At 65.2% G+C, this 16,839-nt stretch carries 13 protein-coding genes; 8 read left to right on the plus strand and 5 right to left on the minus strand.

Translation table 11 applies throughout. The features are described from left to right. Positions 1–398: 398 nt before the first annotated feature. Positions 399–3,134 (minus strand): TonB-dependent receptor, encoded by a 2,736-nt coding sequence (locus LH128_RS20605; RefSeq protein WP_008831620.1) that lies wholly within the window; start codon positions 3,132–3,134, stop codon positions 399–401. Between the two features lie 315 nt (positions 3,135–3,449). On the opposite strand from LH128_RS20605, the gene LH128_RS20610 reads away from it, so the two are divergent. The 5 genes from LH128_RS20610 to LH128_RS20630 all read left to right on the plus strand — a co-directional run bounded on the left by LH128_RS20610 (position 3,450) and on the right by LH128_RS20630 (position 9,048). Further along, positions 3,450–5,180, plus strand: coding sequence for an IlvD/Edd family dehydratase (locus LH128_RS20610; protein WP_236727520.1), 1,731 nt, complete (start codon positions 3,450–3,452; stop codon positions 5,178–5,180). Beyond that, positions 5,180–6,049, plus strand: a complete 870-nt coding sequence (locus tag LH128_RS20615; protein ID WP_008831622.1) for an SMP-30/gluconolactonase/LRE family protein — start codon at positions 5,180–5,182, stop codon at positions 6,047–6,049. The genes LH128_RS20610 and LH128_RS20615 overlap by 1 nt, the downstream gene beginning before the upstream one ends. A 136-nt stretch (positions 6,050–6,185) precedes the next feature. Then, a complete protein-coding gene (locus tag LH128_RS20620) occupies positions 6,186–7,325 on the plus strand; it encodes an aldose epimerase family protein (RefSeq protein ID WP_008831623.1) in 1,140 nt (379 codons plus the stop codon). 13 nt (positions 7,326–7,338) lie between these two features. Next, on the plus strand, positions 7,339–8,487 hold the full coding sequence (locus LH128_RS20625) for a glycoside hydrolase 5 family protein (RefSeq protein ID WP_008831624.1): 1,149 nt from the start codon (positions 7,339–7,341) through the stop codon (positions 8,485–8,487). A gap of 39 nt (positions 8,488–8,526) precedes the next feature. Then, on the plus strand, positions 8,527–9,048 hold the full coding sequence (locus LH128_RS20630; protein WP_008831625.1) for a GDSL-type esterase/lipase family protein: 522 nt from the start codon (positions 8,527–8,529) through the stop codon (positions 9,046–9,048). A 48-nt stretch (positions 9,049–9,096) separates the two neighbouring features. On the opposite strand, the gene LH128_RS20635 is transcribed toward LH128_RS20630, so the two are convergent. The 4 genes from LH128_RS20635 to LH128_RS20650 are packed head-to-tail and all read right to left on the minus strand — an operon-like array spanning position 9,097 to position 13,212. Next, positions 9,097–10,131 (minus strand): glycoside hydrolase family 43 protein, encoded by a 1,035-nt coding sequence (locus tag LH128_RS20635; protein WP_008831626.1) that lies wholly within the window; start codon positions 10,129–10,131, stop codon positions 9,097–9,099. After that, positions 10,128–10,763: a 2-dehydro-3-deoxy-6-phosphogalactonate aldolase gene (locus LH128_RS20640; protein ID WP_008831627.1), complete on the minus strand. Its 636-nt coding sequence runs from the start codon at positions 10,761–10,763 to the stop codon at positions 10,128–10,130. The genes LH128_RS20635 and LH128_RS20640 overlap by 4 nt, the downstream gene beginning before the upstream one ends. Further along, entirely contained in the window at positions 10,760–11,629 is an 870-nt protein-coding gene (locus LH128_RS20645; protein ID WP_008831628.1) for a 2-dehydro-3-deoxygalactonokinase, read from the minus strand. The genes LH128_RS20640 and LH128_RS20645 overlap by 4 nt, the downstream gene beginning before the upstream one ends. Further along, the gene (locus LH128_RS20650; RefSeq protein ID WP_008831629.1) at positions 11,626–13,212 is read right to left on the minus strand and encodes a sodium/sugar symporter; all 1,587 of its coding nucleotides are present in this window, start codon (positions 13,210–13,212) and stop codon (positions 11,626–11,628) included. Before LH128_RS20650 ends, LH128_RS20645 begins: the two co-directional genes overlap by 4 nt. 214 nt (positions 13,213–13,426) lie before the next feature. Here LH128_RS20650 and LH128_RS20655 point away from each other — a divergent pair, with 214 nt between their 5' ends. The 3 genes from LH128_RS20655 to LH128_RS20665 all read left to right on the plus strand — a co-directional run bounded on the left by LH128_RS20655 (position 13,427) and on the right by LH128_RS20665 (position 16,425). After that, positions 13,427–14,503 (plus strand): family 43 glycosylhydrolase, encoded by a 1,077-nt coding sequence (locus tag LH128_RS20655; RefSeq protein ID WP_008831630.1) that lies wholly within the window; start codon positions 13,427–13,429, stop codon positions 14,501–14,503. 170 nt (positions 14,504–14,673) lie between these two features. Further along, on the plus strand, positions 14,674–15,411 hold the full coding sequence (locus tag LH128_RS20660; protein ID WP_008831631.1) for a FadR/GntR family transcriptional regulator: 738 nt from the start codon (positions 14,674–14,676) through the stop codon (positions 15,409–15,411). 87 nt (positions 15,412–15,498) lie between these two features. Further along, a complete protein-coding gene (locus LH128_RS20665; RefSeq protein WP_036530970.1) occupies positions 15,499–16,425 on the plus strand; it encodes a Gfo/Idh/MocA family protein in 927 nt (308 codons plus the stop codon). Positions 16,426–16,839: the final 414 nt, after the last annotated feature.

The following is a 16,839-nucleotide window of genomic DNA, read 5'->3' on the forward strand; positions in this document are numbered from 1 at the left end:
CAGCCGCTTCCCCGCTGCCGATAGTGCCCAGCCTCAACCCTGAGGCCTTTTATTCAACCCAACTGGCCCCTTTTTAAACCGGTGCCTGGCCCAATTTTATCCCGGCGTTGACAGCTCCGGTCAGTTGGCTGCTTATGCCGACCTGATAGCCATTGCGGCTATGCTCCTTACGAGCGGTACCAGTCCATGTCATGATCCATTCCATCTCTTTGCAAAGGCGGCTGGATCACAACATACTAGTATAGTTCAACAACTTTCACATCGGGTTCTTATGCCGCCGACCATCGCGAGGGCGGCTGCCGCCTCAGGACAAAAGGTAGGACAGCACCATCGCCGTCCCACCTTGCGTGCGTGAAGGAAGAGCCGGATGCGCTCAGCCCTTCCCCGAATTTATGCGATCAGTACTTCACGCGAATGCTGGCACCGTAAAACTTGTCGTCGATGCGGATGTCGTGCGGGAAGGCAGGTGTGTCGAAGTAGCTGTAATACTTGCCGCCATTCACGTTCACGCCATCGAAAGTGACAGTGATGTTCGGGGTCACGTCGTAGCCAATTGAGAAGTCGAGGCGTCCATTGGCCTTGACCTTGTTGAACTGCACCGCGTCCGCCGAACCGGTCAACGTGCCCGCACCGAACGCCGTCTCGTTATAGCCCGAGCGCCAGGTGTAGACCACACGCGCGGTGATGCCGTACTTCTCGTAAAGCGCTCCAGCGGTGTAGCTGTACTTCGAGACGCCGAGCAGTTGCTGCCCTTCGAGCAGATCGCCCTTGGTCGTCACCTTGCTGTCTGCATACGTGAAGGTGCCCATGAGACCGAAGCCATCGAACCCTTCCGGCAGGAAGTCGAGGAAGAACTGACCTGCAGCCTCGATGCCCTTGAGTTCCGAGGAGCCCAGATTGCGCGGCTGGGTGATCTGGTAGGTCTGGCCGTCGATCACCTGGATCGAGGTGTCCGGAGCCACGCGGTCCTTCAGCTTGCGCATGTAGCCGGCCAGCGAGACGTAGCTGGAGCGGCCGAAGTAGTATTCCGCCGTCACGTCGAAGTTGTCGGACTGCTGGGCCTTGAGGTCCGGGTTGCCGCCCGCGCCTGCCAGAATGACGTTCGGATTGCCGCCCGGCGCCGCCAGCGACAGGCCGGGGTTGAGATCGCCGAAGGTCGGACGCGACACGGTCTTGGCATACGTCGCGCGGAATTGCAGCTGGTCGGTCGCCTTGAAGCGAAGGCTGGCGTTGGGCAGGACGTAGATGTCGGTGGTGTCACGGTTGATCGGCACGAACAGGTCGCCGCCGCCGGGGGCACCGCCGATTACGCGCGAGGTGCCGTCGATCATGCGGCTGGTGCTGACCACGCGCACGCCGACGAGGCCGTCGATCGCCGAAACATCACCGATGTCGAGCTGGTACTTGCCCTGAACGTAAGCCGCGAAGGTCTTTTCCGCCGCATCGTAGTTGCGCGTCGGATCCCAGTCGGGGTCGCCGGCTGGGGCGCCGTAAAGCGCGCGCAGTTCATCGGTGTTATTGAGCAGATAGCTCGCGTTAGGCGTGTACCAGTGCTCCCCGCCATTGATGTAGGGGATCGAATCCGGCGAACGAACCATGAAGTCGGAAGGCAGGCCAACCGAATCCACCAGCGTCGCGCGGTTTGCACCCGGGAAGCCCGGACCACCGGCGACGGCGCGGAACGAACCCTGACGGTCGCTGTAGCGCGCGCCGAACTGCATCTGGCGCAGGAAGCTGCTATCGATGTCGAATGCGGTGTCCAGCTTGAAGGAGTACTGGCGGCTGTTGGACTTGTTGAGATCCTGGAACAGCGTGTTCGCGAAGACGAAGCCGTCCGCGCTGCCGAGCGGGTTGCCCTGCATCACCGTGCTGCCGTGGCCGTTGTCGTCCACCACCACGTCGACGGCGGCATTGCGCTTGGCGACGTCGACGATGATCGCGCGGTTGGAGTTCTTCGACTGGATGTAGCTGGCGTCGAAGACGACGTGGATCGTATCGGTGTTCCACTTCGCGCCGCCGCCCAGCACGTACTGGTCAGTGCGCTGACGCTTGGCCTGGGTGCTGGTCAGCGCATCCACGCCGTTGAAGGTGGCCGACTTGGCGATGCACAGGTTCTGGACCGGATCGTTGCCGCCGCCCAGGAACCCGTCACCCTTGACCGGAGCCGAGAAGCAGTCGTCGCCTGCGACACCGTTGCTGATGCTGTTGCCCGCGAACAGGTCGGCGAAGATGAAGTTGGTTGCGAAGGTCGAACGGTAGCCGCTGTACATGCCATCCAGGTACAGTTCGAGTTCCGGGGTCACTTCCCACTGCAGCGCTGCGTTGACCTGCGGGCGGCTGTTGTGGCCGGTGTCGGTGGTGCCGCCAACGCAGGTCGGCAGGACCAGGTTCGGGGCGCCCGCCGGGCCATTGTTGGTCGAGCGCGGATCGCAGTTGAAGGAGACCGGACGGCTGAAGTTGTTGCGCGCATAGGACACGTCGATCAGCGCGCCCAGACGGCCCTCGCCCACGTCCCAGGTGTTGGCGATGAGCAGGCCGGCGGTGTAGCTCGTCTTGTCCGAAACGCGGCCGTTGTAGACTCGGCCGTTCGCGGCGATGGTCAGGCCCTTGTCGAAGTTGAAGGGCTTCTGCAGCTTCATGTCGATGACGCCGGCAACGCCACCTTCGACGAGGTTGGCGGAGTTCGACTTGTAGACGTCGATGCCGCCGATGGCTTCTGCAGGAAGATCCTGGAACGAGAAACCGCGACCGACGCCGGTGAAGATCTCACGTCCGTCCAAAGTGGTCAGAATGTCGCCCAGACCGCGCACGATAGGGCTCTGAATTTCGTTGTTGAACCCGTTGACGACCTGGACGCCAGCAACGCGCTGCAGCGCGGAGGCGACCGAGGTGTCGGGCAGCTTGCCGATGTCCTCGGCGACGATCGAATCGACCACGAGGTCAGAGTTCTTCTTGACGTTGCGCGCGGCTTCCAGGCTGGCGCGCTGGCCGGTGACGACGATCTCGTTGCCGATGTCTTGGGCTACGGTGGGCGCGGCGGCGTCCTGTGCGTCCTGCGCATGGGCCAGCGGCGCCCAGGCCAGCATGGCCAGGACCGACGACGTCAGGACAAGCGAATAGGCTTTGCGATTCATTAGTGCCTCCCTCCAGAAACAGTCGACCCGTTGATCAGGTCTTCCCGGCGCTCATAGCTTTCCACTTCTGCTCAGACAAGACCGATTTGTCGTATAAATAGGTTGCCACTAAAAAAACGTGATGGTAGCCGCTCGTCAAAGCCACCCGGTAGGGTGGGCCGCGCGTTGCGGCCTTGTTGGAAACAAGCGATCTCTAGGGAGGCCGACATCTCTTTCGCCAACGACACCGCCACGCACGCTGGCAACACCACCGGCTCCGCGCCCCGCCCGGCCCTGCGTTCGCGCGCGTGGTTCGACAATCGCGACAATCCGGACATGACCGCGCTCTATCTTGAGCGCTATCTGAATTACGGGCTGTCGATAGAGGAGATGCAGTCGGATCGCCCGATCATCGGCATCGCGCAGTCGGGCAGCGATCTGGTTCCCTGCAACCGCCACCACATCGTCCTGGCCGAGCGCGTCAAGGAAGGCATCCGCGATGCAGGCGGCATCCCGATCGAGTTTCCGACGCATCCGCTGCAGGAAACCGGCAAGCGCCCGACGGCCGGCCTTGACCGCAACCTGGCGTATATCAGCCTCGTCGAAGTGCTTTATGGCTACCCGCTCGACGGCGTGGTGTTGACGGTCGGCTGCGACAAGACGACGCCGTCCGCGCTGATGGCCGCCGCCACGGTCAACATCCCCGCCATCGCCCTGTCGGTCGGCCCGATGCTCAACGGCTGGCACGAGGGAGAGCGCACAGGCGCCGGTACGATCGTGTGGAAGGCGCGCGAACTGCTGGCCAAGGGCGAACTCGATTATCCGGGGTTCCTCAAGCTGGTCGCTTCGGGATCGCCGTCCACCGGCTTCTGCAACACGATGGGCACTGCAACAACGATGAACTCGCTGTGCGAGGCGCTCGGCATGTCACTGCCCGGCTCCGCGGCGATTCCCGCCCCTTACCGCGACCGTCAGGAATGCGCCTGGGAAACGGGCCGCCGCATCGTCGAGATGGTGCAGGCCGATCGCAAGCCTTCCGACATTATGACGCGCGCGGCGTTCCTGAATGCGATTCGCGTGAACTCGGCCATCGGCGGTTCCACCAACGCGCCGATCCACCTCAACGCCATCGCGCGCCACATGGGCGTGGACCTGACGCTTGAGGACTGGGAAAGCCACGGCGCCGATGTGCCGCTGCTCGTCAATCTCCAGCCCGCCGGCGAATATCTGGGCGAGGACTACTATCGTGCGGGCGGCGTCCCCGCCGTCATCGGCGAACTGGCTAAAGCCGGTCTGATCGACGGCGACGTGCTGACCGCGAACGGCCGCACTCTGGCGGAGAACCAGGTCGGCGCCCGCATCCATGACGACAAGGTGATCCGTCCCTTCGAACGTCCGCTGAAGGAGGCTGCGGGCCTCACCGTGCTCAGCGGCAACCTGTTCGATGGCGCGGTGATGAAGCTGTCGGTGATCTCCGAGGAGTTTCGCGGTCGCTACCTTTCCGACCCGGCGAACCCCGATGCCTTCGAGGGCCGCGTGGTCGTTTTCGACGGGCCTGAAGACTATCATCACCGCATCGACGACCCCGAACTCGCCATCGACGAGAACACCATTCTCGTGATCCGGGGCGCCGGGCCGGTCGGCTATCCGGGCGGCGCCGAAGTGGTGAACATGCGCCCGCCCGCCGCGCTCATCCGCGCGGGCGTCCACGCCCTTCCCTGCATCGGCGACGGACGGCAATCGGGCACGTCGGGCAGCCCGTCCATCCTCAACGCCTCGCCCGAGGCGGCGGTCGGAGGCGGGCTGGCGCTGCTGCGCACCGGCGACCGCGTGCGCATCGACCTGGGCGCGCGCAGCGCCGACATGCTGGTGGACGATGCCGAGCTTGCCCGCCGCCGCGAGGATCTCGCCGCGATCGAACAGAGCGTCACCCCCGGCTCGCAAACGCCATGGCAGGAAATCCAGCGCGATCTGGTAGGCCAGTTCGCGACTGGCGCGGTGATAGAATCCGCGGTCAAGTACCAGCGTATCGCCCAGACGAAGGGCCTGCCGCGGGACAGCCATTGATGACCGAAATACGCGTAATCCCGCGAGACCGCGTCGATGTGCTGGGCGAAGGCCTGTTCTGGTCGGTGCGCGACGGTGCGCTGCTGTGGACCGACATCCTCGGCCAACGCATCAACCGTCTTGTTCCCGCAGAAGAAAGGGCCGAAGAAAGGGTGGAGAGCTGGGAAACCGGCGACGCCACCGGCTGGATCATCGGCCGCGAGAAGGGCGGGTTCGTTGCGGGCATCGGCACCACCGTCGCCGCCGTCACGCTCGATCCGTTCTCGGTGGAAACGCTGGCGCAGATCGCTGGCGAGCCTGCCGGAAACCGGGTCAACGATGCCGCCGCCGATGAACAGGGGCGGGTCTGGCTGGGCACGATGCCCTATTCCTGCGACAAGCCGGTGGGCGCCTTCCACCGGCTTGAAAACGGCATGGTCACCCGCGCCGCGCCGGAGGCCTGCACCATCCCCAACGGCCCGGCGATCGATCCGCAGGGCCGCTTCATGCTCCATACCGACAGCGCGCTCGGCGTGATCTTCCGTTACGCGTTGGAGCAGGGCGAGTTGGGCGCGCGCGAACCGTTCATCACCTTTCCCGGCGATGAGAGCTGGGGCTCGCCCGACGGCATGACCTTCGACGCCGAGGGTCACTTGTGGGTCGCATGCTGGGGCGACGGCGCCGTGCGCCGCTTTGCGCCCGACGGCACGCTGGTTCGCCGCATCGCGCTTCCCGCCAGCCAGATCACCAACGTCACGTTCGGCGGCGACCGGCTTGACCGGCTCTACGTCACCAGCGCCGCAGACGGCGTGGACGAGGCACACGGCGGGGCGCTGTTCGAACTGGACCCCGGCTGCGCGGGTCTTGCGGCCTGCCTGTATCGTGGTTGAGAAGTACCCTGCCCTTGGTTTTGGCCTTGGCCCTGCCCGCCGGTCGGGGCCGGGACATCCGCCGGTAACGCGGACGAGACGGATTAACCATCCGGCACACTGAACAGGCTCGATCAACGAGTTCAAAGGAGAGAGAATGCTCAAGGTCATCACCCCCGCCGTTTTGCTGGCAGCGGCCTGCGTTCCGGCAATCACACCCGCGCTGGCCGCCGAAGCCAGGCGAGAAGGCTTCGGCCGGATGCCTGACGGCGCCGCCGTCGAGGCCGTGACGCTGACCAACGCCAAAGGCATGTCGGTTCGCGTGATGACGCTGGGTGCCTCGATCCAGTCGGTCATGGTGCCGGGGCGCGACGGCAAGACCATCGACGTCGCGGTCGGCTACGACAGCCTCGAAGGATACAGCAAGGCGCCGGAGTTCTTCGGCGCCACCGTGGGCCGCGTCGCCAACCGGATCGCCAAAGGCAGGTTCACGCTGGACGGCAAGGGCTATACGGTTCCCGTCAACAACGGCGTCAATTCGCTGCACGGGGGCACCAAGGGCTTCGACAAGGTCATCTGGACCGTGCGCGCCGTGAAGTCCGGCAAGACCGCCAGCGTCACCATGCGCTACGTCAGCCCGGACGGCGACATGGGCTATCCCGGCACGCTCACCACCGATGCGACTTACAGCCTCGACGAGCAGAACCGGCTGACGATCACGTATACCGCCACCACCGACAAGCCGACCGTGGTGAACATTTCCAACCATGCGTACTGGAACCTTGCGGGACCGGGGCGCACGGCGATGGACCACCTGCTGACCATCCCCGCCGATCGCTTCACCCCGACCGACGAGACCTCGATCCCCCTCGGCGAACATCGCAGCGTCGAGGGCACCGCCTTCGATTTCCGCAAGCCCACCCCCGTCGGCGCCCGCGTGCGCGACGGCAGCGATGCGCAGATCGTCTACGGGCGCGGCTACGATCACAACTGGGTCGTCGGCGACGCGGTCACCGCGGACGAACACCTGATGGCGCGCGTGGTGGAACCCACCTCCGGGCGCGGCTTCGAGCTGTGGTCCAACCAGCCGGGTCTGCAGTTCTATTCGGGCAACTTCATGGACGGGACCATCACCGGCAAGTCCGGGCATATCTACCGCGAGGGCGACGTTCTGGTGTTCGAGCCGCAGCTGTTCCCCGACAGTCCGAACCAGCCCCGCTTCCCGTCGATCCGCCTCGCTCCGGGCAAGACCTACCGGAACGTCATGACCTACAAGTTCTTCGTCACCCCAGAATAACAGAGGATCCCTCATGAAAGCATTCGCAACCTGCCTGCTGGCGACCGCTGCCGCGCTGATCGCCCAGGCACCCTTCCCATCCGCCGAAGCCCGCCCGCAGTGGACGCCCGCGCAGGCGAAGACATGGTACGCAAAGCAGCCTTGGCTGGTCGGCTCGAACTTCGCGCCGGCCACCGCGATCAACCAGCTGGAGATGTGGCAGGAAGCCACCTGGGATCCCCGGCGCATCGACTACGAACTGGGGCTGGCCGAAGGCATCGGCATGAACACCATGCGCGTGTTCCTGCACGACCAGCTGTGGCAGCAGGATCCCGAAGGCTTCAAGAAGCGCATCGATGCGTTTCTGGCGATCGCCGCGAAGCACCGGATCAAGCCGCTGTTCGTGCTGTTCGACAGCTGCTGGGATCCGAAGCCGGTGCTCGGCCCGCAGCATCCGCCGATTCCCGGCGTGCACAATTCCGGCTGGGTGCAGGCCCCCGGCCTGCCCGCCATGCGCGACCCGTCGCAGGAGCCGCGTTTCAAGGCCTACGTCCAGGGTGTCATCGGCGCGTTCGGCAAGGACGACCGCGTCCTGGGCTGGGACTTGTGGAACGAGCCGGACAACGGCGCCGACCAGTACAAGGACCAGGACGGCAAGCAGGAGCTGGTGCTCGCGCTGCTCACCAAGGTCTATGGCTGGGCGCGCGAGGTCGATCCGGCGCAGCCCCTCACCTCGGGCGTGTGGCAGCATGACGACTGGAAGACGCCGGGCGCGCTGACCCCGATGGAACAGCTGCAGCTGACGCAATCGGACGTGATCTCGTTCCACGACTACAACTGGCCGGAAAAGTTCCAGGACCGGGTGAACCAGCTCAAGGTCTATGGCCGCCCGATCCTTTGCACCGAATACATGGCGCGCGGCAACGGTTCGACGTTCGACGGGTCGCTGCCGATCGGCAAGCGCGAGAACGTGGCGATGATGAACTGGGGCTTCGTCGACGGCAGGACGCAGACCCGCCTGCCCTGGGATTCGTGGAAGAAGCCCTACACCATGGAAGAGCCGACCATCTGGTTCCATGAAGTGTTCCACACGGACGGAACGCCTTATCGCCAGGCCGAAGTGGATCTGATCCGCCGCTTGTCCGCCGCGCCGAAGGGCGTGGTGCCGACGTCCAGGAAGTAACGCGGGACAACTGTCCTGACGGTCCGAAAAGAGGGCGGCATGCGTAACCCGACGTACCTTGCCGCCCTTTGCACCGCAGCGCTGCGGCAGGCGCGCTCATGGCTGTCGCTCGTGTCCGTGCTCGACCGCTTCTGGCGCGATTTGGCGAGCGTGCCGAACGTCACGCACGTCATCCTGCTGGAGGGCATCAACGATATCAGTGCAGGCAGCGACGAGGGGCCGGGCGCGGTCAAACCGGACGACCTGATCCACGGCTATCGCCAGTTCGTCGCCCGTGCCCATGCGCTGGGCATCAAGGTGATCGGCGGCACGATGACCCCGGCGCTGCGCGCGGGCTACATGTCGCCGATGAAGGAGCAGACCCGCATGGCGGTGAACGCGGCGATCCGCAACGACCGGATATTCGACGGCGTCGTCGATTTCGAGGCGGCGGTGCGCAATCCGGCGATGCCGGCGGAGCTGCGCCCCGAGTTCGACCCCGGCGACCACCTCCATCCCAACGATGCCGGCCTGCGCGCCACGGGCGACGCGGTGAACCTCACGCTGCTGACGCCGCGCTGAAGCGACGGGGCCTGCCCCTTCCCTTGCAAGGAAGGGGCAGGCCCCGGCTCAGGGCTGCGGGGCCGGTACGGGGTCGCCCGCGCGCGAAGGCACCGGGAACACCGGCATGCCCTGCGCGGTCCACTCCATGCGCTGGACGCGCGGCGAGCGGGCTGCGGTGCATTTCTGGTCGGCGCCGGTGTTGGCGTGATAGACGATCCAGGTCCGGCGGCCGCCGTCGGTTGTGAAGAAGCCGTTGTGCCCGGTCGCGTAGACGTCGTTCTGCGGCGCCTTGGCCAGTACGGGCCTGGGGGACTTGGTCCAGCTTTCCGGCTTCAGCGGATCGCTGCCCGGCGCGGCGTGGAGCAGGCCCAGCGCATAGTCGTCCGACCAGCAGGCGCTGGCCGAATACGTGAGGAACAGGTCTCCGTTCGGTCCCGCAAGGAACTCCGGTCCTTCAAGGATCTGGCGGCCGCCCTGGCGCTCGAACGGCTGGTCCGGCCGGGCGATCACGGTCTCGCCGGGGCCTAGCGTCCAGGGATTGGTCATCGGCGCGATGGCGAGCACGCTGTCGGGGCCGTCATAGGCGGAATAGATGAAGTAGCGCCTGCCGCCGGTCTCGAACACGGTGCCGTCGATGCCGGTCATGCCGGTGACGACGCGGCCCCGGTCGATCCATTCGCCCTTGAGCGGATCCGCGCTAGCGTTCTCCAGCACGAAGATGCCGCGATGCGCGTCATCGTCGTGTCCCGCAGCGGCGGCGGTATAGTAGACGTACCACTTTCCATCGAACCGGTGCAGTTCGGGCGCCCAGATCGAGATCGCGTTGGGACCGCTGGCGGGCGGGGTCCAGATGACATGCTCGGGCGCATCGGCCAGCTTCGCGAGGTCGTCGGTGCGGCGGATGGCCAGGCGGTCGCCCTTCGTCCCCATGAAATAGAAGGTGCCGCCGTCATGGACGATCCACGGATCGGGGCCGCTCGCCAGCAGCGGGTTGGTCAAGGTGGCGGCGGCAGTCTTGCCCGACGTACCCGTCGCGGCGCAGCCGCCGAGCGCCAGCGCCGCGAGCGAGATGGCTCCAAGCGCACCGGTCGCGCGGATCATGCGCCCTTCTCCAGTTCGGCCCAGGCCGCTGCAAAGGCGCGGGCGTTCGCCGCGATCTCCTGCGTGGCCGCGCCCGAGCGGTAAAGCGCCGAGCCGAGGCCGAACCCGTTGGCTCCCGCCGCGCGCCATGGTCCCATGTTGTCCGGCGTGATGCCGCCCACCGCGAACAACGGCACGTCCCCGGGCAGCACCGCGCGCTGCGCCTTGATCACGGACGGCGTCGCGGCCTCGGCCGGAAACAGCTTCAGGCCCGTGGCGCCTGCCGCCAGCGCCGCGAAGGCCTCGCTGGGCGTGAAGTAGCCGGGCAGCGAGACCATGCCGCGCCGCGCGCTTTCGGCGATCACCGCGACGTCGGTATTGGGCGAGACGATCATCGCGCCGCCCGCGTCCTGCAGCTGGGCGACCTGCGCGACCGTCAGCACGGTGCCCGCGCCCACGACGGCCCGGTCGCCCACCCGCTTGGCGAGACGCTCGATGCTGGCCAGCGGATCGGGCGAGTTCAGCGGCACCTCGATCAGCGTGAAGCCCGCCTCGACGAGCGCATCGCCGGCAGCCTCGACTTCGTCCGGGCGGATGCCGCGCAGAATGGCGACCAGAGGCAGGCCGGCGAGTGCCGTGGCGAAATCGATCATGACATGAGGTTCCTGATGCGGGTGATGCCGGCAACGAACGAGGCATGGCTGTCGACGACGACGGCCTGCCCCCCGGCAATGGTGATGGCGGCGGTATAGAGCCGCGCGAGAAGCCCGTCGGCCAGCAGGTGCACGACCTGACCGGGGCGGGTGATGCGGGCGCGGCAATCGCTGCCGATGAGAAGGCCGCTGACGTAGGCCGCCGCCGCGCCGGGAGGGCGCCTGCCCAGCACCGAGGCGGCCCGGACTTCGAACAGGGCCGAAAGCAGATCGGCATCGGCGCAGGCTTCCACCCCTTCGCGGAACGCGGCGTCGGCATCCACTTCGCCGGTCATCTCGGCGCCGATCAGGGCACGGGCCTTGAGCAGCGCGAACATCTCGCCGGTCATGGCGGTGGTGAAGTCGGCTATGGCGCCGTCCTTCATGACCGCCCACTTGTTATGGGTTCCGGGCTGGCACAGCAGCGCGTCTGCTGGCGCGAGACCGGCAGCGACGGCGCCGAGCAGTTGCACTTCCTCGCCGCGCATCACGTCGGCGCGGGTCGGGGCATCGACGCAGACGCCGGGAACGATGGCGACGTCGTCGTCGAGGCGCGCCATGGCGGCGGCAACGGCCTCGATCGTGGCGGCGCAGGGGACATAGCCTGCATCGTGCCAGCCCCGGTTGGACCCGACCATCCCGGCCATCACCACCGGCAGCTGGCCCAGACGCGCGCGAAGCCCGGCCACTTCGGCGGCAAATCCGCCTGCCGGGACCGCGAGGATGCCCATGTCGTCGCGCTCGGTGGCGGCAACGCGGGCATCCTCGATCCGGTAGGCGCGGCGGTTGGTCGTGCCCCAGTCGACGGCGATGAAGGGCGCGCTCACCAGAACACCGCGTAAAGAACGCAAAGCACCAGAACCACGGCGATCGCTCCTGCATTGAACCCGGTAGAGGTGGCATAGCGGACGTCGCCGGTCGAGATGGTGTCCTTGTCCGGTCGGCCCGGCGTCAGCAGCGAGACGACCACCGCCAGCGCCAGCGCGGCCAGGAAGACGATTCCCATGCGGTCCATGAACGGCACCGCAGGCGCCCAGGCCTTGAACCCCCACGACAGCAGCACCGAGGCGACCGCCGCGCTGATCGCGCCCGGTTCGTTGGCGCGGCGCCAGAACAGGCCGAGCAGGAAGATCACGGTGATGCCCGGGGTGAAGAAGCCGGTGAACTCCTGGATGAACTGGAACGCCTGCTCGCTCGATCCCAACAGCGGGCGTGCGGTCAGGATGGCGACCACGATCGCCACGACCGCGACGATCCGGCCCACGCGGACCAGCTTGCGATCTGCGGCGACGGCGTCGTCCCCGGCCGGCCGGCCCTTGAACTTGGCCCAGACGTCGAGCGTGAAGATCGTCGCGATCGAATTGATCTTGGATGCGGTCGACGCGATGATCGCCGCCACCAGCGCCGCGAAGACAAGGCCCAGCAGACCCGGAGGCAACAGGCCCATCATCGTCGGATACGCCTCGTCCGGCTTGCCGAGATCGGGCGCGAGGATGACGGCGGCGATGCCCGGCAGCACGATGATGATCGGCATGATCAGCTTGATGAAGGCGGCGAACAGCATGCCGCGCTGGGCCTCGTCGATCGACTTGGCCGCCAGCGCGCGCTGGATGATATACTGGTTGAAGCCCCAGTAGCTGAGGTTCGCGATCCACATGCCGCCGATCAGCACCGAAATGCCCGGCAGGTCCATGTAGTGCGGGTCACCCTTTGCAAGGATCATGTGGAAATGCCCCGGCGCGGCGTCGACCAGGCGCGAAAACCCGGCGATCACTCCGGCCTCGCCGCCGATCTTGCCCAGGGTCAGGAAGGCAATGATCAGCCCGCCCATGACCAGCAGCGTGACCTGCACGATATCGGTGAGCGCCACGGCCTTCAGCCCGCCGCGCAGCTGGTAGAGCAGCGCGAAGACGCCCAGCACCACGAGCGCGACGTCCTGATTTACGCCCGCCACCTGCGTCACCGCGATCGAGCCGAGCCAGATGATGCTGGTGAGGTTCACGAAAACGTAGAGCACCAGCCAGAACACCGCCATCAGCGTGCGGATGCCGCTGCCGTAGCGGCGCTCCAGGAACTGCGGCATCGTGTAGATCTCGTTGCGCAGGAAGATCGGCAGGAAGAACTTGCCCACGATCAGCAGCGTGGCCGCCGCCATCCACTCGTACGATGCGATGGCAAGACCGATCGCGTAGCCCGACCCGGACATGCCGACGATCTGTTCGGCCGAAATGTTCGCAGCGATCAGCGAAGCGCCGATGGCCCACCAGGGCAGGTTCTTCGAGGCGAGGAAATAGTCGGCGGATCCCTTCGGCCCGGCACCCGGCTTGTCCCGGCTTACCCACTGGGCCAGCCCGAATATGCCGATCGCGTAAATCACGACCACTGCGATGTCGATCGTTGCCAGTCCCATCTCGTCTCCCTGCACTATCCTGTGCCGTAATCCCGGGTCGCCCCGCGTGCGATCGCGGACGACGTTGCTCCGGCGGGGCGATCGTCGAATCGCCCGGCCCGACCTGTCCGTCCCCTCCATAACGTCTAAAACCGTATTTATAAGATGAATCTTGACAATGGGCTGCAAGCGCTGCTTTTTGACGGACGAACGTAAGAATATCGGGAGATGGAATTTGGCTCGGGGCAATTCGCGCATCGCCGCAGGCATCGCCGTTGCGGCTATCACGGTTCTGGCGGCTCAGGCCGCGGCGGCGCAATCGGATCCGGCAAGGCCGGTGCGGGCAGAAGTGGTGCCGGGCGCGCCGGAGACGCCTTATGTCGATCCCGACAAGGCGTATCTCTTCGCGCACATGACCAAGGAACGTTACGGAGTGCTGTACTACACGGTCAGTCGTGACGGGCTGCACTGGACGCAGATAAACGGCGGCAAGCCGGTTTCCGAGGACTATCACGGGCACCCGTCGATCGCGCGCGGACCCGACGGACGCTATTACCTTGTCGGCAACCGCAGCGACGAGGACCCCTATATCCGCTTCTGGGTTTCGGACGACCTTGTCGCCTGGAAGCCCTACGGCACGTACAAGCCCGACGTGCTGCATGTCCCCGGCCTGCCCCACGCAATGCAGCGGATCGGCGCGCCCAAGCTGTTCTTCGACAAGCTCTCGGGCCGGTTCCTGCTGACCTGGCATACCGCGACCGTCCCTGGCGTACCCGAAGACCCCGAGCGCTACTGGGCCAGCCAGCGCACGCTCTACGCCCTGTCGAGCGACCTCAAGACCTTCGCCAAGGCGCCCAGGCGCCTGTTCGACTGGGACATGGCGACGATCGACACCTTCATCCAGCCCGAGGCGGACGGCAGCGGTTACTGCGCGGTCATCAAGGACGAACGCTATCCCAGCTACAACTGGACGACCGGCAAGACCGTGCGCGTTTCCTGCGCGAAGGACCTGCTCGGCCCCTATCCGGCGCCCGGCCCCTCGATCAGCCCCAATTTCCGCGAGGCGCCCACCGTCATCCGCGCGCCGGGCGGGCAGGACTGGCTGATGTATTACGAGCAGTATGCCGGAACCAGCTATGGCCTGTCGAAAGCGCCGCGCCTCACGGGACCATGGTATCAGGTCTCCGGAAATTCCGGCGTTCCCGAATGGAACCGCTACGAAATGCCTGACGGCCTGCGCCACGGCTCGATGATCGAGATCAGCAAGGCGCAGTACGACGTGCTGGTGAAAGCGTACCCGAACCCGCGCTGAAACTCTCCCTGAACCGTCGTCTCCGCGTTGGGCGACGGTCCGGGGTCATCGTGCAAACGACTTATCATATTAAAGGACCTTGTCTCGCCGTGTAGGTTCACTACGGTAATGGAGCGACAGGACAGGACCGGTCCGCGCGCGCGGACGACGGCAGGTACAAGGACTGCTCAGTGACAAGCTTCCCCCATCTCATCGTCGATGAGCCAGCGGCACAGTTGGGCCGCAATTTGACTTACGGCCTCCTCGACAGCATAGGCCGCGCCATCGTCACGGGCCAGTTCGAGAACAAAGTCTTTCCCACCGAAGCCGAACTGGCCAAGCAGCACGGCGTCAGCCGCTCCGTCACGCGCGAAGCGGTCAAGATGTTGAGCGCCAAGGGGCTTCTCAGCGCCCGCCCGCGTCAGGGCACGACCGTCCAGCCGACGTCTTCATGGAACCTGTTCGACACCGACGTCCTGCGCTGGATGCTCGAGCGCCAGCTCTCGGTCGACCTGCTACGGCAGTTCAACGAACTGCGCGTCTCGGTAGAACCCGAAGGTGCGGCCCTTGCAGCGCAAGTCGCCGGAGATGATGATATCGCCCGGATCGACGCGGGCCTCGTACGGATGCGCGCGGCCGAAAGCGGGCTGGACGATCCGTTGGAAGCCGACATCGCCTTCCATGTCGCAATCCTGCGCGCGTCCAAGAATCCGTTCTATATCCAGTTGCGCGATGTGGTCAGCACCGCGCTGCGCACTTCGATCCGGTTCACTAACCGCATCAAAGGCCGGACCGCCGACGTCAACGAACACGCCAAGGTGCTCGACGCGATCGTCGCGCGTGACCCAGACGCGGCGCGGATCGCCATGCGCAGGATCATCGGCGATGTGCTCGGCCTGATCGAAGAACGCCAGCATCAGGCCGACTGAAATTCAGGCTAACTCAGTGCCCTGAGCAGATCTGACCGCCTGACCGCTGCCGGCCCCATATAGTATACGATAAATGTTGCAAAAGGAATGGATGTGGAGCCTATCAAATTAGGTCTCGTCGGGATCGGCAAAATCGCGCGCGACCAGCACCTGCCCGCCATCGCGGGGAATGACCGCTTCGTTCTTGCCGCCACCGCCAGCCGGCAAGGCCGTGTCGATGGCGTCCCCGGGTACTACGACATTGCAGAGATGGCTTCCGCCTGTCCGCTTGACGCGGTTTCGATCTGCACGCCGCCTGACGGTCGCTACCAGCAGGCGCTCGCCGCGATCGAAGCGGGCCTGCACGTAATGCTCGAAAAGCCGCCTGCCACGACGCTTTCTCAGGTCGAGGCACTCGTTGAAGCCGCGCGCGCTGCCGATGTCGCCCTGTTCACCACATGGCACTCGCGCGAGGCGGCAGGCGTCGGCCCGGCCCGTGCCTGGCTCGCCGACAAGCGTATCGAGGCGGTTCGGATCGATTGGAAAGAAGACATCCGCCGCTGGCATCCGGGTCAGGAGTGGATCTTAGGGCCCGGCGGTTTCGGCGTGTTCGATCCCGGCATCAACGCGCTGTCGATTACGACCAGCATCTTACCCAACGAACTTTGTGTCGAAAGCGCAACGATGGACGTGCCTGCGGGCCGCGCTTCGCCGATTGCCGCCAGCGTACAAATGCGCAGTGCCGGCGCTGACGTGCGCGCCGAGTTCGACTTTCTCCAAACCGGCCCGCAGACCTGGTCGATCGAAGTCGACACCGACCATGGCACCCTGCGCCTCACGGAGGGAGGCAGCGTGATCCAGCGCCCCGGCGAAAAAGAGCAAACGGATCTCGACCTTGAATATGCTCGCCTTTACGAGCGCTTTGCCCACCTTGTTGCCGAGCGGGCGATTGACGTCGATCTTCGGCCGTTGCGTTTGGTGGCCGATACATTCCTCATCGCCGACCGTCGCAGTGTTTCGGAATTTCTCTTCTGAACTTGAGTGGCCTCGCGCCTATCTCACCATGAGGACAGCTGATCGGGCATTTAAAGTTATGCAAAGCCGTTAATATCGTACATGGCTATAGTACGGGAGCCCTCTACTCTTCTAGCGGCATCTGTCCCGGTCATGCTGTCAGGTTAAATGCCCCATGTAACGGAGAGCTTTTTGATCGCCGTAAGTTTCAAGACGTTCTTTGCGAAACGGAATACGTACCGGTAGTCTGCGTTGTCCGAGATGCGCCACACTTATGGGCAGCTATCGGCCAACCGTGCCAGTGAGCTTGCGTTCCGTCGTTATTGAGCGGCGGAAACGTTTAACAGGCTGCGGAAAAAGGCGCTTGCCTTGATGTGGCATTGCTGATTCCAGGATCCCGTAGAGGGATGTTGAAGGGATCGGGATGCGCGGCGG

The organism is Sphingomonas sp. LH128 (genome assembly GCF_000293195.2).
In the GTDB taxonomy this organism is placed as follows: Bacteria; Pseudomonadota; Alphaproteobacteria; order Sphingomonadales; family Sphingomonadaceae; genus Novosphingobium; species Novosphingobium resinovorum_A.

Excerpts from the sequence above, each read along its gene's own strand:
- LH128_RS20605 (WP_008831620.1), bottom strand. The coding sequence starts at position 3,134 with ATGAATCGCAAAGCCTATTCGCTTGTCCTGACGTCGTCGGTCCTGGCC.
- LH128_RS20610 (WP_236727520.1), top strand. The coding sequence starts at position 3,450 with ATGACCGCGCTCTATCTTGAGCGCTATCTGAATTACGGGCTGTCGATA.
- LH128_RS20615 (WP_008831622.1), top strand. The coding sequence starts at position 5,180 with ATGACCGAAATACGCGTAATCCCGCGAGACCGCGTCGATGTGCTGGGC.
- LH128_RS20620 (WP_008831623.1), top strand. The coding sequence starts at position 6,186 with ATGCTCAAGGTCATCACCCCCGCCGTTTTGCTGGCAGCGGCCTGCGTT.
- LH128_RS20625 (WP_008831624.1), top strand. The coding sequence starts at position 7,339 with ATGAAAGCATTCGCAACCTGCCTGCTGGCGACCGCTGCCGCGCTGATC.
- LH128_RS20630 (WP_008831625.1), top strand. The coding sequence starts at position 8,527 with ATGCGTAACCCGACGTACCTTGCCGCCCTTTGCACCGCAGCGCTGCGG.
- LH128_RS20635 (WP_008831626.1), bottom strand. The coding sequence starts at position 10,131 with ATGATCCGCGCGACCGGTGCGCTTGGAGCCATCTCGCTCGCGGCGCTG.
- LH128_RS20640 (WP_008831627.1), bottom strand. The coding sequence starts at position 10,763 with ATGATCGATTTCGCCACGGCACTCGCCGGCCTGCCTCTGGTCGCCATT.
- LH128_RS20650 (WP_008831629.1), bottom strand. The coding sequence starts at position 13,212 with ATGGGACTGGCAACGATCGACATCGCAGTGGTCGTGATTTACGCGATC.
- LH128_RS20665 (WP_036530970.1), top strand. The coding sequence starts at position 15,499 with ATGGATGTGGAGCCTATCAAATTAGGTCTCGTCGGGATCGGCAAAATC.